This is a genomic window from Ruegeria sp. AD11(2025) (genome assembly GCF_056542405.1).
Map to the genome: position 1 here is coordinate 135,503 of NZ_JBQFZU010000004.1, position 22,184 is coordinate 157,686.

Annotated in this window: 22 protein-coding genes; 19 read left to right on the plus strand and 3 right to left on the minus strand. The window is 58.6% G+C overall.

Annotated features, from left to right (window positions below; genetic code table 11):
- The first annotated feature begins 2 nt into the window (after positions 1-2).
- The 6 genes from ccmE to ACR1XY_RS05800 all read left to right on the plus strand — a co-directional run bounded on the left by ccmE (position 3) and on the right by ACR1XY_RS05800 (position 5,127).
- On the plus strand, positions 3-449 hold the full coding sequence (gene ccmE, locus ACR1XY_RS05775) for a cytochrome c maturation protein CcmE (RefSeq protein WP_421599844.1): 447 nt from the start codon (positions 3-5) through the stop codon (positions 447-449).
- 148 nt (positions 450-597) lie between these two features.
- Positions 598-1,209, plus strand: a complete 612-nt coding sequence (locus ACR1XY_RS05780; RefSeq protein ID WP_480590819.1) for a holin-associated N-acetylmuramidase — start codon at positions 598-600, stop codon at positions 1,207-1,209.
- Complete coding sequence (locus tag ACR1XY_RS05785; RefSeq protein ID WP_480590821.1) at positions 1,200-1,778, plus strand: holin family protein; 579 nt, start codon at positions 1,200-1,202, stop codon at positions 1,776-1,778. Before ACR1XY_RS05780 ends, ACR1XY_RS05785 begins: the two co-directional genes overlap by 10 nt.
- 75 nt (positions 1,779-1,853) lie before the next feature.
- The gene (locus tag ACR1XY_RS05790) at positions 1,854-3,818 is read left to right on the plus strand and encodes a heme lyase CcmF/NrfE family subunit (protein ID WP_480590823.1); all 1,965 of its coding nucleotides are present in this window, start codon (positions 1,854-1,856) and stop codon (positions 3,816-3,818) included.
- Positions 3,815-4,276, plus strand: a complete 462-nt coding sequence (locus ACR1XY_RS05795) for a cytochrome c-type biogenesis protein (protein WP_480590825.1) — start codon at positions 3,815-3,817, stop codon at positions 4,274-4,276. The genes ACR1XY_RS05790 and ACR1XY_RS05795 overlap by 4 nt, the downstream gene beginning before the upstream one ends.
- A 74-nt stretch (positions 4,277-4,350) precedes the next feature.
- A complete protein-coding gene (locus tag ACR1XY_RS05800; protein ID WP_480590827.1) occupies positions 4,351-5,127 on the plus strand; it encodes an enoyl-CoA hydratase-related protein in 777 nt (258 codons plus the stop codon).
- A gap of 3 nt (positions 5,128-5,130) precedes the next feature.
- On the opposite strand, the gene bmt is transcribed toward ACR1XY_RS05800, so the two are convergent.
- Both bmt and ACR1XY_RS05810 read right to left on the minus strand, forming a co-directional pair.
- The gene (bmt, locus tag ACR1XY_RS05805; protein WP_480590828.1) at positions 5,131-6,144 is read right to left on the minus strand and encodes a betaine--homocysteine S-methyltransferase; all 1,014 of its coding nucleotides are present in this window, start codon (positions 6,142-6,144) and stop codon (positions 5,131-5,133) included.
- A gap of 123 nt (positions 6,145-6,267) precedes the next feature.
- On the minus strand, positions 6,268-6,585 hold the full coding sequence (locus ACR1XY_RS05810; RefSeq protein WP_480590830.1) for a DUF1476 domain-containing protein: 318 nt from the start codon (positions 6,583-6,585) through the stop codon (positions 6,268-6,270).
- Between the two features lie 187 nt (positions 6,586-6,772).
- Here ACR1XY_RS05810 and purC point away from each other — a divergent pair, with 187 nt between their 5' ends.
- From purC to ACR1XY_RS05855, 9 genes are all read left to right on the plus strand, one after another.
- The gene (gene purC, locus ACR1XY_RS05815; RefSeq protein ID WP_475209549.1) at positions 6,773-7,528 is read left to right on the plus strand and encodes a phosphoribosylaminoimidazolesuccinocarboxamide synthase; all 756 of its coding nucleotides are present in this window, start codon (positions 6,773-6,775) and stop codon (positions 7,526-7,528) included.
- A 131-nt stretch (positions 7,529-7,659) separates the two neighbouring features.
- Positions 7,660-8,322, plus strand: coding sequence for a MarC family protein (locus tag ACR1XY_RS05820; RefSeq protein ID WP_480590832.1), 663 nt, complete (start codon positions 7,660-7,662; stop codon positions 8,320-8,322).
- Between the two features lie 116 nt (positions 8,323-8,438).
- Positions 8,439-8,669, plus strand: a complete 231-nt coding sequence (gene purS, locus ACR1XY_RS05825; RefSeq protein WP_109311572.1) for a phosphoribosylformylglycinamidine synthase subunit PurS — start codon at positions 8,439-8,441, stop codon at positions 8,667-8,669.
- Positions 8,670-8,673: 4 nt separating this feature from the next.
- The gene (locus tag ACR1XY_RS05830) at positions 8,674-9,717 is read left to right on the plus strand and encodes a zinc-dependent alcohol dehydrogenase family protein (protein WP_480590834.1); all 1,044 of its coding nucleotides are present in this window, start codon (positions 8,674-8,676) and stop codon (positions 9,715-9,717) included.
- A gap of 11 nt (positions 9,718-9,728) precedes the next feature.
- Positions 9,729-10,397, plus strand: coding sequence for a phosphoribosylformylglycinamidine synthase subunit PurQ (gene purQ / locus ACR1XY_RS05835; protein ID WP_480590835.1), 669 nt, complete (start codon positions 9,729-9,731; stop codon positions 10,395-10,397).
- Between the two features lie 36 nt (positions 10,398-10,433).
- Positions 10,434-12,212 (plus strand): sensor histidine kinase, encoded by a 1,779-nt coding sequence (locus ACR1XY_RS05840; protein WP_480590837.1) that lies wholly within the window; start codon positions 10,434-10,436, stop codon positions 12,210-12,212.
- Between the two features lie 13 nt (positions 12,213-12,225).
- Positions 12,226-13,560 carry a sigma-54-dependent transcriptional regulator gene (locus tag ACR1XY_RS05845; protein ID WP_480590839.1) on the plus strand — a complete coding sequence of 445 codons (1,335 nt, stop codon included), beginning with the start codon at positions 12,226-12,228 and terminating at the stop codon, positions 13,558-13,560.
- A 503-nt stretch (positions 13,561-14,063) separates the two neighbouring features.
- The gene (locus ACR1XY_RS05850; protein ID WP_480590841.1) at positions 14,064-16,907 is read left to right on the plus strand and encodes an Rne/Rng family ribonuclease; all 2,844 of its coding nucleotides are present in this window, start codon (positions 14,064-14,066) and stop codon (positions 16,905-16,907) included.
- Between the two features lie 297 nt (positions 16,908-17,204).
- On the plus strand, positions 17,205-17,384 hold the full coding sequence (locus tag ACR1XY_RS05855) for a hypothetical protein (RefSeq protein WP_480590843.1): 180 nt from the start codon (positions 17,205-17,207) through the stop codon (positions 17,382-17,384).
- Positions 17,385-17,509: 125 nt separating this feature from the next.
- Here the strand turns inward: ACR1XY_RS05855 and ACR1XY_RS05860 are convergent, their stop codons facing one another.
- A complete protein-coding gene (locus tag ACR1XY_RS05860) occupies positions 17,510-17,743 on the minus strand; it encodes a sulfurtransferase TusA family protein (RefSeq protein WP_480590844.1) in 234 nt (77 codons plus the stop codon).
- Between the two features lie 105 nt (positions 17,744-17,848).
- Between ACR1XY_RS05860 and ACR1XY_RS05865 the strand changes: the two genes are divergently transcribed.
- The 4 genes from ACR1XY_RS05865 to ACR1XY_RS05880 all read left to right on the plus strand — a co-directional run bounded on the left by ACR1XY_RS05865 (position 17,849) and on the right by ACR1XY_RS05880 (position 22,180).
- Complete coding sequence (locus ACR1XY_RS05865) at positions 17,849-18,601, plus strand: cytochrome c biogenesis CcdA family protein (protein ID WP_480590846.1); 753 nt, start codon at positions 17,849-17,851, stop codon at positions 18,599-18,601.
- Positions 18,602-18,664: 63 nt separating this feature from the next.
- A complete protein-coding gene (locus ACR1XY_RS05870) occupies positions 18,665-19,879 on the plus strand; it encodes a hypothetical protein (RefSeq protein WP_480590848.1) in 1,215 nt (404 codons plus the stop codon).
- Positions 19,876-21,225: a cytochrome P450 gene (locus ACR1XY_RS05875; RefSeq protein ID WP_480590850.1), complete on the plus strand. Its 1,350-nt coding sequence runs from the start codon at positions 19,876-19,878 to the stop codon at positions 21,223-21,225. Before ACR1XY_RS05870 ends, ACR1XY_RS05875 begins: the two co-directional genes overlap by 4 nt.
- Positions 21,226-21,298: 73 nt before the next feature.
- The gene (locus ACR1XY_RS05880; RefSeq protein ID WP_480590852.1) at positions 21,299-22,180 is read left to right on the plus strand and encodes a fructose bisphosphate aldolase; all 882 of its coding nucleotides are present in this window, start codon (positions 21,299-21,301) and stop codon (positions 22,178-22,180) included.
- Positions 22,181-22,184: the final 4 nt, after the last annotated feature.

Below are 22,184 nucleotides of genomic sequence, written 5' to 3' on the forward strand. Positions count from 1 at the left end.
AAATGAAAACGCTCAAGAAACGCCGTCGTGTACAAGTTATTCTGCTGGCCGTCGTGGCTCTTTTCGTGGCCACGGGGTTGATTGGATATGCGTTGCAGGACGGTATAAACTTCTTCCGCTCACCCAGTCAGGTGATCGCCGAGCCGCCGAAACCGACTGAGGTTTTCCGCATCGGCGGTCTTGTCGAGGAAGGCTCGATCATACGAGGGCAGGGCGAGACGGTGCATTTTGTCGTGACCGATGGTGGCGAAAGTGTGCCGGTGGCATTCACCGGTGTTCTGCCTGATTTGTTTGCCGAAAATCAGGGTATGGTGGGCACGGGTTCATACGTGAATGGTGTTTTTGAAGCCACTGAAATTCTTGCCAAACACGATGAAACCTACATGCCGAAAGAGGTCGTGGATGCTCTGAAAGAACAAGGCGTTTACCAGGAAGCAGACGAAAGCTGAACTCAGCTGCCCTGCGGGCCTGTGGCGGGAATTGATTTGGAATTAATAATGCAGGGCGTTGCGCGCAACCGGCGGGCAGCGCCCTGTTTCGTTGGAGGAATTTAACCGGGTTGGGAAACTGTGTGTCGGACCAAATGCGGAGGGTGCGATGCAGACGGTGCGACAGATTGCAACTGAGATTGTGGCCCGCGAAGGCGGGTTTGTGGACGATCCAGACGATCCCGGCGGAGCGACCAAGTACGGTGTGACCATTCACACCATGCGCCGCCTTGGGCTGGACCTTTCGGGCGATGGGGTGATCAACGGTGCCGATGTACGTATGCTCAGCAAATCACAGGCTGTCGATATTTTTGTGCAGCATTACTTTGAGCTGCCCCGGCTGAGCCTGCTCCCGACGATTTTGCACCCTTCGGTGTTTGACATGTACGTCAACGCCGGTGGGCAGGCCGTCAAGATTCTTCAACGTCTGCTACGTGAAATGGGGTTCGGGGTCACCGTTGACGGAATCGTTGGGCCAAAAACTGCGCGGGCCTGCGAGAACGCGGCGGACCCTGATCCGGTGGCTTTGCGGGATTCCTATGGTGTCGCGCGGCGTAACTTTTACTTTCGGCTTGCCGACAACAGGCCCGCATTCCGCAAATACGCCCGGAGCCGGGCGGGTGGCAAAGGCGGGTGGATTCGCCGGGCCGAGGAATTTGTCTCTCCGGCATATCACTTAAGCGATGCAGATTTTCAAAGGAGAGTTGCGGGATGGGGCTGATCTCGAACGTCTTGACGTTTCTGTTCGGAGGCGGTCGCAACGTCGTGCGCGAAACTGCTGAAATATTTCGGGAAAATGCCGAGAACGGGGCTGCGCGCAGTCTGACGTTACAGCAACAGGCGATGGTTCAGTTCGGTCAGGAGTTTCAGGTGCCTCGCAAAGGCGCATTTGATCGGGTCATGGACGGGCTCAACCGGTTGCCGCGCCCGGCGATGGCGCTGGGGACGTTGGGTTTGTTCGTTGCCGCCATGGTCGATCCGTTGTGGTTCGCGGCGCGGATGCAGGGGATCGCCTTAGTGCCCGAGCCGTTGTGGTGGCTGCTTGGTGTAATCGTGTCGTTCTATTTCGGTGCGCGTCATCAGACCAAGGTTCAGGATATGCAACGAGAGATTACGGCCACGATGCAGCGCGCGCCCCAGGTGCTGGAAAACCTTCAAGCGCTGAAAGCCCTGCGCAGTGATGGAATCGGGGCTGCCGACCCGGGGACCGACGTTGCACTGGCCGAAAGTGCCAGCCATCCCGGCAACAACCCGGCGTTGGAGGACTGGCGGCGCAAACGCACAACCTGACCCGCGACACTATGCTCGCCCCAGAGGGGCGAAAGTGATTGGTGCTTGCCCGGTAACGGGATTATATCCGGGGCCATGATTACAGAACTTGGCCACTTTGCCCTGATCCTCGCTTTTCTAGTTGCCATCGTGCAGTCAGTGGTTCCGCTGATTGGTGCCGCCAAACGGTGGCCCGGATGGATGTCCTTTGCCGAACCTGCGGCCATCCTGCAGTTCCTGCTGGTTGGGTTCTCGTTCTGGGCACTGGTCTGGGCGTTTGTGACGTCGGATTTCTCGCTGCGGGTGGTGGTTGAAAACAGCCATTCAGCTAAACCGATGCTGTACAAGATCAGTGGCACATGGGGGAACCACGAAGGCTCGATGCTGTTGTGGGTTCTGATCGTGTCGTTGTTCGGCGCCATGGCCGCGTTCTTCGGGGGCGGCCTGCCACCCACACTGAAAGCGCGGGTTCTGGCGGTTCAGTCCGCGATTGCTGTGGCGTTCTTTGCCTTCATCCTGTTCACGTCGAACCCGTTCGACAGGCTGATCGTGGCGCCATTTGACGGGCGCGATCTGAACCCACTGTTGCAGGACCCCGGTTTGGCCTTTCATCCACCGTTCCTGTACCTGGGCTACGTGGGCCTGAGCATGGCCTTCAGCTTTGCCGTCGCCGCCCTTATCGAGGGACGCGTCGACGCCGCATGGGGACGCTGGGTGCGCCCCTGGACTCTGGCCGCGTGGGTTTTTCTGACCATCGGCATCGCGTTGGGATCCTGGTGGGCATATTACGAGCTTGGTTGGGGCGGGTTCTGGTTTTGGGACCCGGTCGAGAACGCCTCGTTCATGCCGTGGCTGCTGGCTGCTGCACTGCTGCACTCGGCCATTGTGGTGGAAAAGCGCGAGGCTCTGAAAAGCTGGACCATTCTGCTTGCGATCATAGCCTTTGGTTTCTCGCTGATCGGTACGTTCATTGTGCGATCGGGGCTGTTGACCTCGGTCCACGCTTTCGCCAATGACCCCGAACGCGGCGTGTTCATCCTGTTCATTCTTGTGATCTTCATCGGCGGGTCTCTGACCCTGTTTGCCGCGCGTGCGCAGGCGATGGAGGCCAAGGGCGTCTTTGGTATGGTCAGCCGAGAAAGCGCGCTGATTCTGAACAATATCCTGTTGGCCGTCAGCTGTTTCGTCGTGTTTGTCGGGACGATGTGGCCGATGGTGGCCGAGATGGCGTTCGATCGCAAACTCTCGGTTGGAGCGCCGTTCTTCAATTCGGCCTTCACGCCGTTCATGGTCGCATTGGGCATTGCTCTGCCGGTGGGCGCGATGCTTCCGTGGAAACGCGGCAAACTTGGCAAAACGGCTTTTTCCCTGCGCTATGCCTTCCTGCTGGCACTGGCTCTGGCCTTGCTGGTCTGGGCGATGCAGACCGGGCGCAGTGCGCTGGGGCCGGTTGGTCTGTTCCTGGGCGCATGGATCACCTTTGGAGCGGCCGTTGACTTGTGGAGTCGCACTGGGCGAGAACGCAGCCTCAAGCGCCTGTTCCGTCTGCCGGGCGCAGACTGGGGCAAGGCTGTGGCGCATACCGGTCTGGGTGTAACCATTTTCGCCATTGCTGGCCTGACTGCGTGGGAGGTCGAAGACATCCGCGTTGCCCAACCCGGTCAGCCGTTCGAGGTCGGGCAGTTCACCCTGATGCTCAATGATGTCCGGCGTGTACAGGGGCCGAACTATTTCTCGACCATGGCTGATGTTGTGGTTGAAAAGAACGGGCGGCCTATGGGCACGCTTCATCCTGAAAAACGAGACTATCCGGTCGCTCGGATGCCTACAACCGAAGCGGCGATAGACTATCGGTTCCTCGGCGATCTCTATGTGGTTATCGGTGATCAGCAGGCCGATGGCGGCTGGGTCATGCGGACCTATATCAAACCGCTGGCGAACTGGATCTGGGGCGGCTGTATCCTGATGTCCCTGGGCGGGTTGCTCAGCCTGTCGGACCGCCGGTTCCGTGTAGCAGCCGGTGCGCGCAAGACGCCAGCGGGCGGAGTACCTGCGGAATGAAACGTCTGATCCTGATCCTGATCCTGACGCTGATTGCGTCGCCTCTGTTTGCTGTACAGCCCGACGAAGTTCTGGACGATCCGGCGCTGGAACAACGGGCGCGGGACCTCAGCACCGGGCTGCGTTGTCTGGTTTGCCGCAACGAAAGCATCGATGAAAGCAATGCCGAACTGGCTCGCGATTTAAGGATACTTCTGCGGGAACGTCTTGTGGCGGGGGACACGGATGAAGAGGCAATAGCCTTCATCGTGGATCGTTACGGCGAGTATGTGTTGCTGAAACCGACCACATCGGGCTCGAACCTGATGCTGTGGCTGGCCGGTCCGGTCATGTTGCTGATTGCCGCCGCGATGGGCTGGAGTTTTCTGCGCAAGCGGGCTCAGGTTCAAGTCAGCGGTGATAAGGACAAGCTGACCGAAGCCGAAAAAGAGCGTTTGCGCCAAATTCTTGAAGACTGACCCAGGGTTCCGCTTTTCCTTCCCCTGTATTTCAGTCAGGGTTTCGAAAAGTACGGAATTTTGGTGAGGGGTTCATGGAATACGAAACGATCCTGTTGGACATCACGGACGATTTGGCGGTTGTGACCCTGAACCGTCCCGACAAGATGAACGCGATGACAGCGCAGATGCGGGCTGAGGTCACGCACGCGATGAAGCACGCCGCCCGCCACGCGCGGGCGATTGTTCTGACCGGATCCGGCGGTGCCTTTTGTTCGGGGCAGGATCTTGGCGACGCGTCCAGCACAGGCAAGATCGATCTGGAACGGACGCTGCGCGATGAATACGAGCCGATGCTGGAGACGATCTATGACAGTCCGGTTCCCACCATTGCCGCCGTCAACGGCCCGGCCGCCGGGGCGGGGGCAAACCTTGCGCTGAGTGCAGATGTGGTGATTGCAACCGAAAGCGCCTATTTCCTACAGGCGTTTGCCCGGATTGGCCTGTTGCCCGACGCAGGTGGTACGTGGTTCATGCCGCGTCAGATGGGGTTTGCCAAAGCCATGGGGGCCGCCTTGTTTGCCGACAAGATCAGCGCGCGGCAAGCGGATGACTGGGGCCTGATCTGGGAAGCCGTGCCCGACGATGTGTTCGACGCCCATTGGCGCAAGCGCGCAGCTTATCTGGCCAAAGGTCCCACGGCCGGATTCGAAGCGATCAAAAAGGCGATCCGCGGGACATATGAGAAAACACTGCCGCAGCAACTGGCGATCGAGGCGCATCTGCAGGGTGATTGTGGCCGCAGCCGCGATTTCGCCGAAGGCGTCGTGGCCTTCATGGAAAAACGCCCCCCGAAATTCGAAGGGCGCTGAAGCTCAGGCACGGCGGCGACGGCGTGTACGACGCTCCGGTGCGCCATCGTCGCCAGTGCCATCCGATGCAGAGGAGAACGGCCCCAGGGCATCGGTGATCTGATCCAGTGTCGGGCGCGAGCCGCGCGGGCGCGTGTCCAGTGCTTCGCGCATTTTGTGCAGATGGTCGGGCATGGTGCCGCAGCAACCGCCTATGATCGTGGCCCCGGCATCCCGGGCCATTGCCGCGTAATCACCCATCAGTTCGGGCGTGCCGTCATAGTGGATGTGGCCATCGACATATTTCGGGATACCGGCATTGCCTTTCGAGATCACGGGACGCTCGGTTCCTTGTGCAGCAAAGCCCAGCACCGTGCGCAGAATGTCCGAGGCGCCGGTGCCGCAATTGGCTCCGAAAGCAACCGGTGGATTGGGCAGGGTTTCGACCAACTGCGCCAGTTCAGCCGAGGTGACGCCCATCATGGTACGCCCGGCGGTATCAAAGCTCATGGTGCCGCACCAGGGCATGTCGGCCAGGGCAAAGGCCTCGGCAGCCGCGCGGAACTCCTCCGGGGCGCTGATGGTTTCCAGCCACAGGACATCCGCACCGCCAACCTTGAGTGCCTCTGCCTGTTCGTGGAACATCTCGACTGCTGCGGCGTGGGAAAGGCTGCCGACAGGTTCCATGATCTCACCGGTCGGACCGACTGAGCCAGCCACCACGACAGGACGTCCGGCTTTGTCGGCGACCTCGCGGCCGAGTTCCGCGCCAATGCGGTTCAATTCGGCCACACGGTTCTGCGCATCATGCAGTTTCAAGCGTGCCGATGTGCCACCGAATGTGTTGGTCAGGAACAGATCGCTGCCCGCATCGACCGAGCCCTGATACAACGCGCGAATCTTGTCCGGGGCGTCCACGTTCCACAGCTCGGGCGCATCACCGGACTGCAGACCCATGTTGAAAAGGTTCGTACCTGTTGCGCCGTCTGCCAGAATGGCATCTTTGATTTCGAGAAGCTTGCTCAGTGCATTTGTCATTGGGATATTCCAAAAAAAGGCGCAATCGGCCTGACAATTATTAGAGACGCCCCGTGTCTCATGACCGGGACGTCAAATCAAATTCATAAATCTCATGAAGATCATGAGGTGGTCAAACAAGCCTTAGTCCGTTTCGCTGAGAACCTGGGCTTTGGCTTCGGGAAGAAGCTCGGCCATCTTGGCGCGGATTTCGTCATCCGAGGAAAGCGAACCCAGATCGCCCGAGACTTTGCGCACAACGTCTTCGTGCCCGGCTTCTTCCAGATCGGCTGTGACGACGGTTTTTGCGTAGTCTTCAGCCTCTTGGCCGGATTTGCCGAGTTTCTCTGCAGCCCAAAGGCCAAGCAGCTTGTTGCAGCGGGCCTGTGCCTTGAACTGCATTTCCTCGTCATGCGCAAACTTTGCTTCAAAGGCGTATTCGCGTTCGTCAAACGTGGTCATTGGTTGGGGACCTCTTGGATAACAACTTCTTTCCTGATGATATGACTATACGTGCGGCTGTTCGCAAGGTATTTGCGCTGCGTCAAAGCCCCTCGGGTCAGTAAACTTGCGGGAAAGGGGGGCTTGCACTATGAGAACGCCAACGTGAGGGGACTCATTCCCTCTGTTCTGAGTGGAAAGGTCGCTTATGGCGCGTCGCAAGAAAATCTATGAAGGTAAGGCCAAGATTCTGTACGAAGGTCCCGAACCGGGCACTATTGTACAGTATTTCAAGGATGACGCCACCGCGTTCAACGCCGAGAAAAAAGACGTGATCGACGGCAAGGGCGTACTGAACAACCGCCTGAGTGAATTCTTCATGAACGGGCTGGCTCAGATCGGCGTGCCGACCCATTTTATCCGCCGTCTGAACATGCGCGAACAACTGGTGCGCAGCTGTGAAATCGTGCCTCTGGAAGTGATCGTGCGCAACTATGCTGCCGGTTCGATGTCGAAACGTCTGGGCATCGCAGAGGGCACGCAACTGCCGCGTCCGATCGTGGAATACTGCTACAAGGACGATGCGCTGGGTGATCCTCTGGTTACCGAAGAACACATCGCCGCTTTTGGCTGGGCCAGCCAGCAGGACATGGAGGACATCCTGAGCCTCGCGTTGAGGGTGAATGACTTCATGAGCGGCATAATGCTGGCCGTGGGCATCCGTCTGGTTGATTTCAAGATCGAGATCGGCCGTGTCTATGACGGCGACTACCAACGACTGATCATCGCGGATGAGATCAGCCCCGACAGTTGCCGCCTGTGGGATATCGAGACCGGCCAGAAACTAGACAAGGACGTGTTCCGCCGCGATTTGGGCAGCCTGACCGATGCCTATTCCGAGGTTGCGCGCCGTCTGGGTGTTTTGCCCAAAAGCAACGTGACGAAACCGACGCTTATCAACTGAGCAGTATTTCGGTCCAAAAAATGCTGAAAGCGCTGTCTGCACCGACGGCGCTTTTTTCTTTTGCTCTAGTGGTTTGACAGCGCGTCCGGTCCTTCGCATTGTCGGGCAGGTGCAACCAGGGTGGTCCCGATATGGCCGAATTGTTTGATCAGGCTGTTTTTCTCAAATTCCTCGCGGCGCTGCTGGCGATCTTCAACCCGCTTTACGGCATCCCGATATTCCTAAGCATGACCGAGGGCTACTCGGCCTCGGAACGCAAACGAGTGGCGCTGATCGTAACGGGCACTGTTGTGATTGTCGCCCTGATCGCCGTACTGGTGGGCGAAGAGGTTCTGGCCATCTTTGGCATCGATATTCCATCGTTCCGTATCGCCGGTGGATTGATCATTCTGGGGGTCGGCATGTCGATGCTGAATGCCTCTGACCGGCCACAGGGCGATCAGCAGGCGGTGGAAGAGGGGGCCAAGAAGAAAAGCAATATCGCCGTTGTTCCGCTGGCGATACCTCTGACCATCGGTCCGGGCACTATCGCGACCACAATTGTCTTTGCCCACACGCTGTCCGACGGGGCCGAGATTGTCACCTTGGGGTCCGCAGTGTTGATTGCCTGCGCCATTGTGGGGCTGGGATTGCTGTTCGCGGACCCGATTTCCCGGTTTTTCGGGCCGACCATGATCAATGTGATTACCCGCGTCATGGCTATTATCCTTGTCGCTGTGGCCGTTGAAATGGTGCTGACCGGCACATTCAACGCCATAGATGCGCGGTACCCGGGACTGATCGGCGGAAGCTGATCGGCTCGCCTGCGTCAAACTGTATGCGGACAAGGGTTGTCGAACGCCGCTTCGCACGCTATCCCCCGCGCAACGGAACGGGCCCGGAACCACGGCCCTCAGCTGGAGTTGCAGGAATGAAAGCACGGGTGCATGTGATGCTGAAGAACGGGGTCCTCGACCCGCAGGGCGAGGCCGTGCGGCACGCTTTGGGCGCCATGGGCTTTGATCAGGTCGAAGGGGTGCGTCAGGGCAAGGTGATCGACCTGGAACTGGCTGAAGGCGCGACCGAGGCGGACATCACCGAGATGTGCGAAAAGCTGTTGGCCAATACCGTCATCGAGCGCTACGAGATCGAACTGGTCTGACTAGATGCGGGCCGCCCGTCTGATCACCTATCGTCAGCCACTGGAGCTGACAACCATTCCCGACCCCGAACCGGCCGAGGACGGCGTTGTCGTCCGGGTTTTGGCCTGCGGCGTTTGCCGGTCGGATTGGCACGCGTGGTCGGGGTCTGACCCGGATGTGGTCTTGCCGATGACACTCGGGCATGAGTATTGCGGCGAGGTTGTCGCGGTTGGGGCGCGTGTGTCTCTGTGGAAAGCCGGGGATCGGGTGATCGCGCCGTTCATTCTGGCCTGCGGTCATTGTCCCGATTGTGCGCAAGGTCATCAGACAATCTGTGCAGATCAGGTCGTGCCCGGTTTCACCTGTGATGGCGCCTTTGCCGAGTACATCGCTGTCGCGCATGCCGACGCCAACCTGACGGCCTTGCCGGACACGCTTGCACCCGAAATTGCGGCTGCCCTGGGTTGCCGGGTAACAACCGCGTGGCAGGCTCTGGTCGGTCGGGCGCAGATACAGGGCGGCGAATGGCTGGCCATCTTTGGCGGCGGTGGCGTCGGTCTGTCCACGCTGTTGCTGGGCAAGGCGCTGGGGGCCCGTGTCGTTGTAGTCGATATCGCCGACGACAAGCTGACCTATGCCCAAAGCCTTGGTGCTGACGCGGTGGTCAATGCGGCCACCAGCAATGCACCTGAAGCAGTGAAAGAAATCACCGGCGGCGGGGCACATGTGGCGATCGAGGCGCTGGGGGTCGAAACCACCACCGTCGCGGCGGTGAAATCCTTGCGCAAACTGGGTCGGATGGTACAGATCGGGATGCCAACAGGGCAGCACTCGGACATGTCCCTCCCGATGGACGTGCTGTATTCAGGCCAGTTGGCCGTATATGGAACACGCGGGATGCCAAGCTGGCGCTATCCGTCGCTGTTGTCACTGATTTCAGGGGGCAGTGTTGATCTCGGCCCGCTGGTAACGCGAAAAATAAGTCTGAACCAGGTAAGTGACGAGCTTGCCGCCTTTGACCACCCAGCGCCGCCAGGTGTTGCCGTGGTCACCGATTTTGTCTGTTAGGAGGGTCCGCAATGCGCGCAGCCGTCATCGTTTTCCCCGGTTCGAACTGTGATCGGGACCTTGCAGTGGCCTTTGAGCAGGCTGGATTTCAGGTCGATATGGTCTGGCACAAGGATGCCGCGCTGCCCGAGGGCGTCGACATCGTGGGCGTGCCCGGCGGGTTTTCATATGGCGACTACCTGCGCTGTGGTGCAATCGCCGCGCAATCACCGATCTGTAAGGCCGTGGTCGATCACACCAACCGGGGCGGTTACGCCGTGGGGGTGTGCAACGGGTTCCAGATTCTGACCGAAACCGGCATTCTGCCCGGCGCGCTGTTGCGCAACGCAGGCTTGAAATACATCTGCAAGACCGTGGGCCTGAAGGTGGAAACCAGCGACAGCGCCTTTACTCAAGGCTACAATGCGGGTGACGTGATCGGAATTCCGATTGCGCACCATGACGGAAACTATTTTGCCGATGACGCGACATTGTCTGCGCTTCGGGATCAGGACCGGATCGCATTCACCTATACCGAGAATCCGAACGGCTCGGTCGGGGACATTGCCGGCATCCTGTCCGAAAATCGCAGGGTTCTCGGTATGATGCCGCATCCGGAACGTGCAGCGGATGATGGGCATGGTGGCACCGACGGTACGGCATTGTTCCGCGCATTGTCGGGTGTCCTCGCGCCTGCGTGACTTGAGGTTGTGCCGAACCCCGCGTAATTTTCCGGGATGAGCTCCGATCTTCGTTCCGGCTGGTCCAACCTGACAAAACCGTTCCGCGGCGCGCCCCTTGGGTGGCGCCTGCGGCTTGCTGTGATCGCCTTGTTGGTCGCTGCCTTCGCGACGATATGGATCACGAACCGTCTGCTGACGGACAGATTCACTGAGTCAACTCGCAACCGGGCCGAGGTGCGCCTTGCGCTGTATTCCGGTAACCTGCTGAGCGAACTGCGCAGAAACGCGATTGTACCGCAACTGCTGTCGCGTGATCCGGCGTTGATCTCGGCGCTGCAATCCGGTGACTTTTCGCTGTCTACACAACGCCTGATCTCATTTGTCGAAGAGATCGGGGCAGCGTCCCTGATGCTGTTGGATGGGGACGGGCGGCTGGTCGCGTCCACCGATCGCAACCGTTTGGGTGAAGCGCACCGCAGTTCGCCCTATTTTATTGATGCGGTACGTTCTAACGCCACGATCTTTACCGTTATTCCGAAGGAATCCGGCGGCTACAGTTTTGTCTACTCGCGCCGGATCGATGCCAATGCCGATAACCTTGGCGTGATTGTTGTCGAGGTCGATCTGCACAAGTTCGAGCTTGCGTGGGCCGGTATTTCCGATGCTGTGATGGTCACCGACAGCACCGGGGCGATCATCCTGTCGACCGAACCACAGTGGCGCGGGCTGGACGAAAACTCAGCCATGTTGCGGCAACCTCCGGAAGGTGCAATTCAACGCGCGATCCGCGCCACGGCGGATTGGACTGCTCTACCGCCCGATGCCTATCTGCAGGGCGAGGCTGTGATGCGGATGGAAACACGCATACCGTTCCGTGGCTGGCAGATGACGTCCTTCACGACCTACGCTTCGATCCGTGAAAAGGTAAACAGCGTTCTCGCGCTTGAGATCATGGGCTTTGCGATTCTGTTGGCACTGGCCTTCTACGCACTCAGCCGAAGGGCAACGCTACGGATGGCCTTGTTCCAGCGCGAGTCGGCAGAGCTTCGCGCATTGAATGCAAGGCTGCAGCGGGAAATCGCTGAGCGCGAAAGGGTTGAAAAGACGCTGGAAGTTGCCGAGCAGACGCTGGCACAAAGCTCGAAACTGGCCGCGTTGGGCGAGATGTCAGCCGCCGTCAGTCACGAGTTGAATCAACCGCTGGCTGCAATGAAAACCTATCTGGCCGGCGCGCGTTTGCTGCTGCGCCGAAACCGACCCGAAGAGGCATTGGCCAGCTTTGGCCGCATCGACGGTTTGATCGAGCGGATGGGCGCGATCACCCGGCAACTTAAATCCTACGCGCGTAAGGGAGCGGATGCGTTTTCGCCCGTAAATCTTGGCGAAGCGCTGGCCTCGTCCCTGTCGATGATGGAACCGCAACTGCGTCAGCGGCATGTGAAGATCACACAGATTTTGCCCGAGGAACCTGTCATTGTGATGGGGGACAGGATGCGGATTGAACAGGTGATGGTGAACCTCTTGCGCAATGCGCTTGACGCCACCAAATCAGTATCAGAGCCGGATGTGGAAATCATTCTGGCAGCAGGCGATATGGCGGTGCTGACAGTCCGTGACAACGGCTATGGTATCGAGGACATCGAGAACCTGTTCGAGCCGTTTTATACAACAAAGCAGCCCGGAGACGGGGTCGGTTTGGGACTTGCCATATCTTCGGGTATCGTAAACGACCATGGGGGGCGGTTGACCGCCCGCAACAGCCAGCACGGTGGCGCGGTGTTTGAGATGCAGCTGCCGATACTGGGAAGCGACGGCCTCGAGGCCGCTGAATAACAAAGGAATTACTATGGCACAGGCCATGAAAATCGCCATTGTGGATGACGAACAGGACATGCGCCAGTCGATCAGCCAGTGGCTGGCACTGTCGGGATATGACACCGAGACCTTTTCCAGCGCCGAGGACGCGCTGAAAGTGTTGGGGCCGGATTATCCGGGTATCGTGATCTCGGATATCAAAATGCCCGGCATGGACGGCATTCAGCTCCTGAAAAAGCTTATGGGCGCCGACAGTACGTTGCCGGTCATCATGATCACCGGTCACGGTGACGTGCCCATGGCGGTTGAGGCGATGCGCGTGGGCGCGTTCGATTTCCTTGAAAAACCATTTAACCCGGATCGGATGTCCGAACTGGCCAAGCGCGCCAGCAATGCCCGCCGTCTGACACTGGACAACCGGGCACTGCGGCGCGAGCTGTCAGGTGGCACGCAGATAATGAACAAGCTGATCGGCGCCAGCCCGGTGATGGAGCGTCTGCGCGAGGATATCCTGGACCTGGGGCAAGCGGACGGTCATGTCCTGATTGATGGTGAAACGGGCACCGGTAAAACGCTGGTCGCGCACGCGCTGCACGCGGTTGGCAGCCGGGCAGGCAAGAAATTCGTTCTGGTGTCCTGCGCGGCGCTTGAGGAAGACGTTCTGTCGAAACGCCTCTTTGGCCCGATGATGCCCGAGGATACGCAGTTGCCCGCCATTGAAGAGGCGCGCGGGGGGACGCTGGTTCTGGAGGATGTCGAGGCGCTGAGTGACACGCTTCAGGCCCGCTTGCTGAGTGTCATGAATGATCAGGGCACGCCGGCGGAAACGCGGATCGTTGCGATTTCCAACCTGCAAGAGGCCGGAAAGACCAGCGAAGACGTACTACGCCCGGACCTGTTCTATCGCCTGGCCGCGCTGCGGATCACCATGCCGCCCCTGCGCCAGCGGGGCGAGGATATCCTGACGCTGTTCACCCGTCTCAGCGAGCAGTTTGCCGAGGAATACGGATGTGATGCGCCTCAGGTCAGTGCTCAGGAAGCTGCGCAACTGTTGCAGGCCCCGTGGCCGGGCAATGTACGCCAGTTGATCAACATCGCAGAACGCGCCGTGCTACAGTCGCGCCGCGGCTCGGGCACGATTGCGTCGCTGCTGATGTCGGATCACGAGGAAATGCAGCCGGTGATGACGACCGAGGGCAAACCGCTCAAGGAATATGTCGAAGCGTTCGAGCGGATGCTGATTGATAACACGATGCGCCGTCACAAGGGCTCGATTGCCTCGGTGATGGATGAACTGTGTTTGCCGCGGCGAACGCTGAACGAAAAGATGGCTAAATACGGTCTGCAGCGTTCGGATTATCTGTGATCAGGCAGGGGGCTCTGCCCCCGCCGCCCTTCTGGCGCTCCCCCGGGAAAATATTTTACCAGATAAAGAGATCCTGAGCAGTGTTCAGGACCTCTGATGCAGTTTGCCCATTGTCTTTTCCACAGGACTGCTTTTATTGTGTCCGAACGGGCCGGGCCTTTTTGTGCCCCTAAGCCCCGAATCTTTGAGTTTCGCTGCTTTGCCGCGGATGGTGACAATCCCACGAGGCAAAGCAGACCGATTGTGCCCCAGATTGGGGCAGATGAACGCCTGAGCCCGTTTTTTCGGGCAAAAGGAATAAATGGGCAGGTCGCGGCAAACCGCGCCTGTCGGAGAAGAACCGCGATGACGCGCGCGCAACGAACGAATATACGGGCAGGGGGCCACAGCGCCAAACCCTGCCGCGCGCCGTCCGATATCGCCCTGACAAGACACCACCCCAAAAGCGCCTGTCCTCCCGGACGGGCCAGGACAACGCGTTTGGCGCGGTGCACCAAGGACACATGGCTAAGAAAATGCTTATCGATGCCACCCACGCGGAGGAAACCCGCGTTGTGGTGGTCGACGGAAACAAGGTTGAGGAGTTCGACTTTGAATCCGAAAACAAACGCCAGCTTGCCGGCAACATCTATCTTGCAAAAGTAACACGGGTCGAACCGTCGCTGCAGGCGGCTTTTGTTGATTATGGCGGGAACCGGCACGGTTTCCTCGCGTTCTCGGAAATTCACCCGGATTACTACCAGATCCCTGTCGCCGACCGCGAAGCGCTCATGGAAGAAGAGCGCGCCTATGCCGAGGCGATGAAGGCGCGGGATGAAGCCGAAGAGAGCAAGCCCAGGAAGCGCCGCTCGCGGTCGCGCACCAAGGCGGCGGACGTGAAATCCGACGATCCGGTCGAAACAATTGAAGTTTCCTCCGAACCGTCGGGCATGGAAACAATCGACCTGGATGAAGGTGAAGAGGGCGCTGATCTGACGGTTCCCGAAGGCACCTCTCCGATGGACCATGTCGCTGAGACGCCGGTTGAAGAGCCTGTTGATGAAGCGGAGGTGTCGGAAGAAGCCGAAGCTCCTGCTGTGGAAGTTGAGGTTGCGGAAGAACCCTCTGCCGAGGCTGAGGAAGACGTGACTGGCACGTCGGAAGAAGCGTCTGCGGAAGCCGAAGAGTCTCAAGGTGAAGTGGTTGGGGCATCTGCCGACGCTGATGCCGAGAGTGCCGCAGATGATGTGGACGTTGCCGAGGAAGCAGCGGCTGACGAAGTCGCAGCGGACGAAAGCAAAACTGAGGCTGACGACGACGAGGCGGAAGTAGAGTCTCGCCCGGACGCGACCGCCAAGGATGACAGCATCGAGTCGGTGGCCGATGAGGATGACATCGAGGACATTCGCCCGCCGCGCAAGCCGCGTCCGCGCCGCTACAAGATTCAGGAAGTCATCAAGGTGCGTCAGGTTCTGCTGGTGCAGGTCGTCAAGGAGGAGCGCGGCAACAAAGGTGCAGCGCTGACCACTTATCTGTCGCTGGCTGGTCGCTACTGCGTTCTGATGCCCAACACCGCACGCGGGGGCGGGATCAGCCGCAAGATCACCAATGCGCCGGATCGTAAGAAGCTGAAGGAAATCGCCTCGGAAATCGACGTTCCAAGCGGTGCAGGCCTGATCATTAGAACAGCCGGTGCCAAGCGCACCAAATCCGAGATCAAGCGCGATTATGAATACCTGCAGCGCATGTGGGAGCAGATCCGCGAACTGACGCTGAAATCCATTGCGCCCGCCAAGATTTATGAAGAGGGCGACCTGATCAAACGCTCGATCCGCGACCTGTATAATCGCGAGATTGACGAGGTTCTGGTCGAGGGCGAAGGCGGTTACCGTATCGCCAAGGACTTCATGAAGATGATCATGCCGTCCCACGCCAAGAACGTGAGACGGTATGAGGACGCGCTGCCTCTGTTCGCGCGCTATCAGGTTGAGAGCTACCTGACCGGTATGTTCAACCCGACGGTGCAGCTTAAATCCGGCGGCTACATCGTGATCGGCGTCACTGAGGCGCTGGTGGCGATCGACGTGAACTCGGGTCGGGCGACGAAAGAAGGCTCGATCGAGGAAACCGCGCTCAAGACCAACCTTGAGGCCGCTGAAGAGGTAGCCCGCCAATTGCGTCTGCGTGACTTGGCCGGTCTGATCGTGATCGATTTCATCGATATGGACGAGCGCAAGAACAACGCAGCCGTCGAAAAGCGTTTGAAGGATAAGCTCAAGACCGACCGCGCGCGAATTCAGGTCGGCCGGATTTCCGGCTTTGGCTTGATGGAGATGAGCCGTCAGCGCCTGCGTCCAGGTATGCTTGAAGCGACCACGCAGCCTTGCCCGGCCTGTCATGGTACCGGTCTGATCCGTTCGGATGACAATATGGCACTGTCGATCCTGCGACAGATCGAAGAAGAGGGCACCCGCCGCCGCTCGCGCGAAGTTCTGGTGCGCTGCCCGGTCAGCATTGCCAACTTCCTGATGAACCAGAAGCGCGAGCATATCGCGCAGATCGAAGCGCGCTATGGACTTTCGGTCCGGGTCGAAGGTGATGTGCACCTCGTCAGCCCCGATTTCTCGATGGAGAAGTTCAAGACCGCCAGCCGTGTTGTGCCCGAGGCCAGTGCGCCGGTTGTGTCGGTGGACGCCTCGTTGATGGATTTGGTGGACGCGGACGAAGAAGAGGCTGTCGTCGAAGAAACCGTTCAGGCCGAGGAAGAATCCAAGCCCAAACGCAAGCGTCGCCGTCGTCGCCGCAAGAAGAGCAATGCTGGCGGAGAAGGCTCCGAGACCGACACCGGGATTGAGGAAGAGGCCTCAGCTGAGGCGGCGGATGAATCCGCGTCCGAACCCGAGGCGGAAGAGGCCGTTCAGGAAGAGAAGCCGGAAAAACCCAAACGTCGCCGGGCTCCGCGCCGCAAGAAGAAGGACGCGGAACCTGTGGAAGCGGTCGAAGAAAGCCCAGCAGAGGCCGAAGTTGAGGCGGCAGAGGAAGCCGTCGCGCCTGAAGGCGAGCCGGTGACTGAACCCGAAGCGGAACAGGTGAGCGAAGAACCCGAACCGGTTGCGGCCACGGCGGAGCCGGCTGCGGAAGAAGTCCCGGAACCTGAACCTCAGGAGACAAGCGAACCAGCAACGGAAGAGGTGTCTGAAACCGTTTCTGAAAATGTGGAAACGTTAGAGATCGAAACCGCGGTGGAAGTGGAAGAAGTGGTCGAGGAGACCCCCGAACCCGTGCTTGAAGTTGTCGCGGAAGAGCCCGAACAGCCCGGCGAACCGGCCAAACCGAAACGGCGTGGCTGGTGGTCTTTGGGGCAGTAAGAAAGCCGTCAGTGGGGTTACCCACGCAATAATCTTCGAGAACGCGTTGGCTTACGTCGACGCGTTTTCTTTTTATTGTTCTGTGGGTTGCAGGAGATTTCGAATTAGTAATGGAGCGAGCGTGTAATGGCGTATTTGCAGGGTCACACAACGCAAAAGGTCAAGCAGAACCAGCGGAGCCTCAAGGATGCTTACGCTCACTTCAATAAACTGTTTCATGAGCGGAATAAACTCGAGGATGAGCTTGAGAACGCTCAGACTTTTTTGGCTTCCCGCCAATGCGCTATGGAGGCACGCATGGCGCGCGAGGACTTCCAGATGTCGTTGCTGGATGAGGTCTATGGGGAAGCTGAAAACCCTGCACGGCAATCGGCGTACACCGACGATGTGGAATTCAAAATTCCAATTGGGGATCGGAAGGGAGAGATCGTCACGCAAGCCGACTTTGTATTCCTGACAAAATACGCGAAAGTTTGAAACGACAAGTTCGCGTCAAAATGGAAGGAAGATGCAAAGAACTAGGTCGAATTCCTGCAGGAAAAGATTCCAATCTAATCGGTGGGCCGAAGTTTCGGAACGTGAGGCTCCCCTGAACTTTTGCCTCAGCCGGCTTTTTGAATGAGATACACCTGATGCCCGTCCACGTCCTCTTGCGACAACAACTGGTGCCCGCTTTCGGCGCAGAAATGCGGAACGTCGATGATGGCGGCCGGATCGTCGGCCATAATGCGCAAAACAGCCCCTGAGGGCATGGATTTAAGGCGTTTTCTGGCTTTCAGGACGGGCAAGGGACACAAAAGACCCAGCGCGTCCAGCGTTTCGGTGGGATTTGACATGAGGGTCAGATATTTCCACTTTGCCGGACTGTCCAGCGCCCATGCACGGGGATGTGACCGAATGGCCCCGTGACGTGGCCGGTTTGATACCCTATGTGCTGATCCATGTTCGGAATTGATATCATCGACGCGGGCTTGCTGCCTGCCATGTTCATCGCGATGCTGGGTGGGCTGATCAGCTTTCTGTCGCCCTGCGTGTTGCCCATCGTGCCGCCCTATCTGGCGTACATGAGCGGCGTGACGATCAACGAGATGCAGGATGAGGCAGCGGCGCGGCGCAAGGCGACCCTTTCCGCGTTGTTCTTTGTTCTGGGCCTGTCGACAGTGTTCCTGCTGCTTGGGTTCACGGCTTCGGCCTTTGGGGCGTTTGTGCTGCAGAACCAGGTTCTGTTTGCCAAGTTGTCCGGCGCGGTCGTGATCATCTTTGGCCTGCATTTCCTGAACGTGTTCCGCATTCCCTTCCTGGATCGCGAGGCGCGGATCGACGCGGGCGACTCAGGTGGCTCGGTCTTTGGTGCCTATATTCTGGGTCTGGCCTTTGCATTTGGCTGGACTCCGTGCATCGGGCCTCAGCTCGGCGCAATCCTGTCGCTGGCGGCGTCAGAGGCCTCGGTTGCGCGGGGAACTCTGCTGCTGGGTGTTTATGCCGCAGGGCTGGGGATTCCGTTCCTGCTGGCGGCCATGTTCCTGAACCGGTCGATGTCGGTCATGAACCGGATCAAGCCCCATATGGGTACGATCGAGAAGGTCATGGGTGGTTTGCTTTTGTTCGTCGGCATTATGCTGATCACCGGCCTGTTCACCGAATTCAGCTGGTGGCTGCTGGAGACCTTCCCGGCGCTGGCCAATTTCGGGTGATGTGTTGACCCGACTTACCTTGGCGGTAAGGCTGCGCTAACCTGCGCCGCAGAAGGTAAGGGCATGAGCGGTCACACAAATCAGCCTCGGGTATGCAGGCGTCGGGTGTTTTATATCCCCGGCTATGATCCGATTCACCCACGCCGATATCGTGAGCTGTACCGCAAGGAAAGTCGGGCTCAGGCCGAGATTTCCGGTTATGAGATTTCGATTTCTCCAAAGTCCGGTGAAGAACCATACGGTTGGCATGTCCGATCACATCAGGACGGCGCGGACATCGAGGCGGATATCGACGTTCTGGTCTGGTCGGATATCGTGCGCGAGAGCATGTCAAACTCGATCCCTGCGACCTATGTGCAGCTTTTGCGCACAGCATGGACTTATATCGGATCAGGTACATTGTGGCGCCTTATGCGGCTGCGGAAGGGGCCGGTGATCGCCGCGCTTTATCCCGTTGGGATGCTGATTGTGCAGTTGGCTTTGGCGTTTCTCGTACTCTGGGCAATGACCGCACTACTATGGGCCATTGCGGGGTGGCTGGCCTTGGTGCCAGCAGTTGCGGCGGCATATGCCTTGCTGCAATGGTTCCGAAAAATCGACAACCGCCTGTTTGCCTATTACCTGATGCATGACTACGCCTATTCGGCAGCGCAGAAAGGGGCGGTTCCAGCCGAACTGAAGGCCCGCTTGGGCGGGTTTGGCGCACATATTCGGAACGCACTTGAGGCGGATGTGGATGAGGTTCTGGTTGTCGGTCATTCCTCGGGCGCGCATCTTGGGGTGATGGTTCTGGCCGATCTGATCCGCGAAGGCGGGATGTTTGATACTGGGCCGGCATTGTCCTTCCTCACATTGGGGCAAGTGGTGCCCATGGTTTCGTTTCTGCCCGAAGCCGAAGACCTGCGCACTGATCTGCAATTCCTGTCCGAACAACCAGGCATCACCTGGGTCGACGTGTCTGCGCCGGGCGACGGCTGCGCGTTTGCCCTCTGTGATCCGGTGGGTGTCAGCGGTGTTGCAACCGACCAGAAACGTTGGCCTTTGGTTCTTTCAGCCGCCTTTACGCAAACCTTGTCGCCGGAACGCTGGCAAGAGCTGCGCTGGCGCTTTTTCCGGCTGCATTTCCAGTATCTTTGCGCGTTCGATCGCCCCAAAGAGTACGACTATTTCCGCATTACTGCAGGTCCTTTGACTTTGGGACAGAGGTTTGATGGCCGCGTTCCGTCGAAATCGCGCATCGAACAATCAGTCTCGAAATACAGGTCGGTACGTATATGAAGCCGCCAAAGCCAAAACCCCGCCCGGACAAGGTTTCGCTATGGCGGTACCTGAAACTGTTCCGCAAGGATTTGCTGTCGGCGCAGCCACAGCGGCTCTATCGCGCGTGGATGGCCGAATTTCGCACGCCGTTCTTCCGGTCCTACATGATCAACCAGCCCGAGCTTGTGGATACGGTTCTCAGGAAACGTCCCGATGAATTTCCCAAATCCGGTCGTATCAGCGAGGGGTTGCGGCCGCTGCTGGGTGACTCGGTCTTTCTGACCAATGGAGAGACGTGGAAACGGCAGCGACGGATCATCGACCCGGCCTTTGAGGGTGGTCGGTTGAAGGATACCTTTCCGGCCATGCTGCAGGCCGCCGAAGCGTGCGTTGCACGGTTGCGAGGGCAGGCGGGGCAGATGATCGAATGCGAGGAACTCACCAGCCACGCTGCGGCGGATGTGATTTTCCGAACCTTGTTCTCGGTTCCGATCGAACATGAGGTGGCCGCGCAAGTGTTCGAGAAGTTTCGGGCCTATCAGCGGCAGCAACCCTTGTTGAATCTGGCGGCGTTTGTTCCCTTGCCGCGTTGGGTGCCGCGCTTGCACGCACGGAATACGCGGCGGAATGCCAAGGCTATTCGCGCGTTGATCACGGGTCTGACGGCAGAACGAGCCAGGCTGATCGCCGAGGGGGAGGCACCCGACGATCTTGCCACCAAGATCATGACCACGCCCGATCCCGAAACCGGGCAGTGCTTTGACACCCAAGAAATGGTCGATCAGGTTGCCATCTTTTTTCTGGCAGGGCACGAAACCAGCGCATCGGCGTTGGCCTGGACCATGTACCTGATGGCGCTTTACCCCGACTGGCAGGAAAAGCTGAGCGCTGAGGCGCAGGTTTTGGATGATCCCGATTTTGGCACCGTGTCCAAGCTGCGGCTTAGCCGGGATGTGTTTCGCGAAGCGCTGCGCCTTTACCCACCCGTACCGATGATGGTGCGCGAAGCGACCTGTCCGGAACAGTTCCGGGGTAGGGATGTGGCCCGTGGATCGCAGATTGTCGTAAGTCCATGGCACCTACACCGGCAGGAACGCCTTTGGAACCGTCCTGACGAGTTCGATCCGACCCGTTGGAGCACCGAAAACGGCAAGACCTGTCAGCGGCAGGCATTCATTCCGTTTTCTGCAGGGCCCCGTGTTTGTACCGGCGCCGGGTTCGCCATGGTCGAGGGGCCTCTGTTATTGTCGATGCTGCTACGGCACTTCCGGTTCGAGGTGGTAGAAGGGCGCATTCCCATTCCGGAGGCACATCTGACGGTGCGGTCGAAGGAAGGGATATGGTTGCGCGTGGTTGAGCGCTAACAAACTACCATCGCCTTGCGCCTTGCTGTATGCGATGGAAAAACGCGGAATCATTATTGAACGGGAAAGTCTTATGTCCAAAGCAGAACAGCGCGAGCAGATGTCCAACGGCGCGGGTTTCATTGCAGCCCTGGATCAAAGTGGCGGCTCGACACCCAAAGCGCTGGCGCTTTATGGGGTAGAGGCTACTGAGTATAACTCAGACGAAGAGATGTTCGGTGAAATCCAGAAAATGCGCGCTCGCATCATTCTGGCTGACGACTTTACCAAGGACAAAGTGATCGGTGCGATCCTGTTTGAACGCACCCTGGGCGAGGAAATCGATGGCCGCAAAGTTGCTGATTACCTGTGGTCGCAGAAAGGTATTGTACCGTTCCTGAAAATCGACAAAGGTCTGGAAGATCAAGCCAACGGTGTTCAGATGATGAAACCTATCCCTGGGCTGGCGGAAACGCTGGCCAAAGCGGAAGGCGTGTTTGGCACAAAAGAACGGTCGGTGATCCATGAGGCCAACGCGGAAGGCATCGCAGCTGTGGTTGCACAGCAATTCGATGTCGCGCGCGAGGTTGTTGCCGCGGGCATGGTTCCGATCGTCGAACCCGAAGTAAACATCAACTCGGCCACCAAGGCCGAGGCCGAGGATATTCTGAAGACCGAAATCCTGAAGAATCTCGATCAATTGGACGAGGGGCAGGACATCATGCTGAAGCTGACGCTGCCCACCAAAGCTAACTTGTTTGACGAAGTAGCGGACCACCCACGCGTTGTCCGCGTTGTAGCCTTGTCTGGTGGTTATTCGACCGAGCAAGCCTGCGATCTGCTGAACCAGAACGGCAAGATGATTGCATCCTTCTCGCGTGCGCTGACCGAAGGCCTGTCAAAACAGCAATCAGACGCCGAGTTCAATGCGGCACTGGGCGGCAACATCGACAAAATTTTCCGCGCCTCGATCTAAAAGG

Excerpts from the sequence above, each read along its gene's own strand:
- purQ (WP_480590835.1), top strand. The coding sequence starts at position 9,729 with ATGCGCGCAGCCGTCATCGTTTTCCCCGGTTCGAACTGTGATCGGGAC.
- purS (WP_109311572.1), top strand. The coding sequence starts at position 8,439 with ATGAAAGCACGGGTGCATGTGATGCTGAAGAACGGGGTCCTCGACCCG.
- ACR1XY_RS05785 (WP_480590821.1), top strand. The coding sequence starts at position 1,200 with ATGGGGCTGATCTCGAACGTCTTGACGTTTCTGTTCGGAGGCGGTCGC.
- ACR1XY_RS05875 (WP_480590850.1), top strand. The coding sequence starts at position 19,876 with ATGAAGCCGCCAAAGCCAAAACCCCGCCCGGACAAGGTTTCGCTATGG.
- ACR1XY_RS05880 (WP_480590852.1), top strand. The coding sequence starts at position 21,299 with ATGTCCAAAGCAGAACAGCGCGAGCAGATGTCCAACGGCGCGGGTTTC.
- ACR1XY_RS05840 (WP_480590837.1), top strand. The coding sequence starts at position 10,434 with ATGAGCTCCGATCTTCGTTCCGGCTGGTCCAACCTGACAAAACCGTTC.
- ACR1XY_RS05790 (WP_480590823.1), top strand. The coding sequence starts at position 1,854 with ATGATTACAGAACTTGGCCACTTTGCCCTGATCCTCGCTTTTCTAGTT.
- bmt (WP_480590828.1), bottom strand. The coding sequence starts at position 6,144 with ATGACAAATGCACTGAGCAAGCTTCTCGAAATCAAAGATGCCATTCTG.
- ACR1XY_RS05820 (WP_480590832.1), top strand. The coding sequence starts at position 7,660 with ATGGCCGAATTGTTTGATCAGGCTGTTTTTCTCAAATTCCTCGCGGCG.
- ACR1XY_RS05870 (WP_480590848.1), top strand. The coding sequence starts at position 18,665 with ATGAGCGGTCACACAAATCAGCCTCGGGTATGCAGGCGTCGGGTGTTT.
- ccmE (WP_421599844.1), top strand. The coding sequence starts at position 3 with ATGAAAACGCTCAAGAAACGCCGTCGTGTACAAGTTATTCTGCTGGCC.
- ACR1XY_RS05865 (WP_480590846.1), top strand. The coding sequence starts at position 17,849 with ATGTTCGGAATTGATATCATCGACGCGGGCTTGCTGCCTGCCATGTTC.
- ACR1XY_RS05795 (WP_480590825.1), top strand. The coding sequence starts at position 3,815 with ATGAAACGTCTGATCCTGATCCTGATCCTGACGCTGATTGCGTCGCCT.
- ACR1XY_RS05800 (WP_480590827.1), top strand. The coding sequence starts at position 4,351 with ATGGAATACGAAACGATCCTGTTGGACATCACGGACGATTTGGCGGTT.
- ACR1XY_RS05830 (WP_480590834.1), top strand. The coding sequence starts at position 8,674 with ATGCGGGCCGCCCGTCTGATCACCTATCGTCAGCCACTGGAGCTGACA.
- ACR1XY_RS05850 (WP_480590841.1), top strand. The coding sequence starts at position 14,064 with ATGGCTAAGAAAATGCTTATCGATGCCACCCACGCGGAGGAAACCCGC.
- ACR1XY_RS05810 (WP_480590830.1), bottom strand. The coding sequence starts at position 6,585 with ATGACCACGTTTGACGAACGCGAATACGCCTTTGAAGCAAAGTTTGCG.
- ACR1XY_RS05780 (WP_480590819.1), top strand. The coding sequence starts at position 598 with ATGCAGACGGTGCGACAGATTGCAACTGAGATTGTGGCCCGCGAAGGC.
- ACR1XY_RS05860 (WP_480590844.1), bottom strand. The coding sequence starts at position 17,743 with ATGTCAAATCCCACCGAAACGCTGGACGCGCTGGGTCTTTTGTGTCCC.
- purC (WP_475209549.1), top strand. The coding sequence starts at position 6,773 with ATGGCGCGTCGCAAGAAAATCTATGAAGGTAAGGCCAAGATTCTGTAC.
- ACR1XY_RS05855 (WP_480590843.1), top strand. The coding sequence starts at position 17,205 with ATGGCGCGCGAGGACTTCCAGATGTCGTTGCTGGATGAGGTCTATGGG.
- ACR1XY_RS05845 (WP_480590839.1), top strand. The coding sequence starts at position 12,226 with ATGGCACAGGCCATGAAAATCGCCATTGTGGATGACGAACAGGACATG.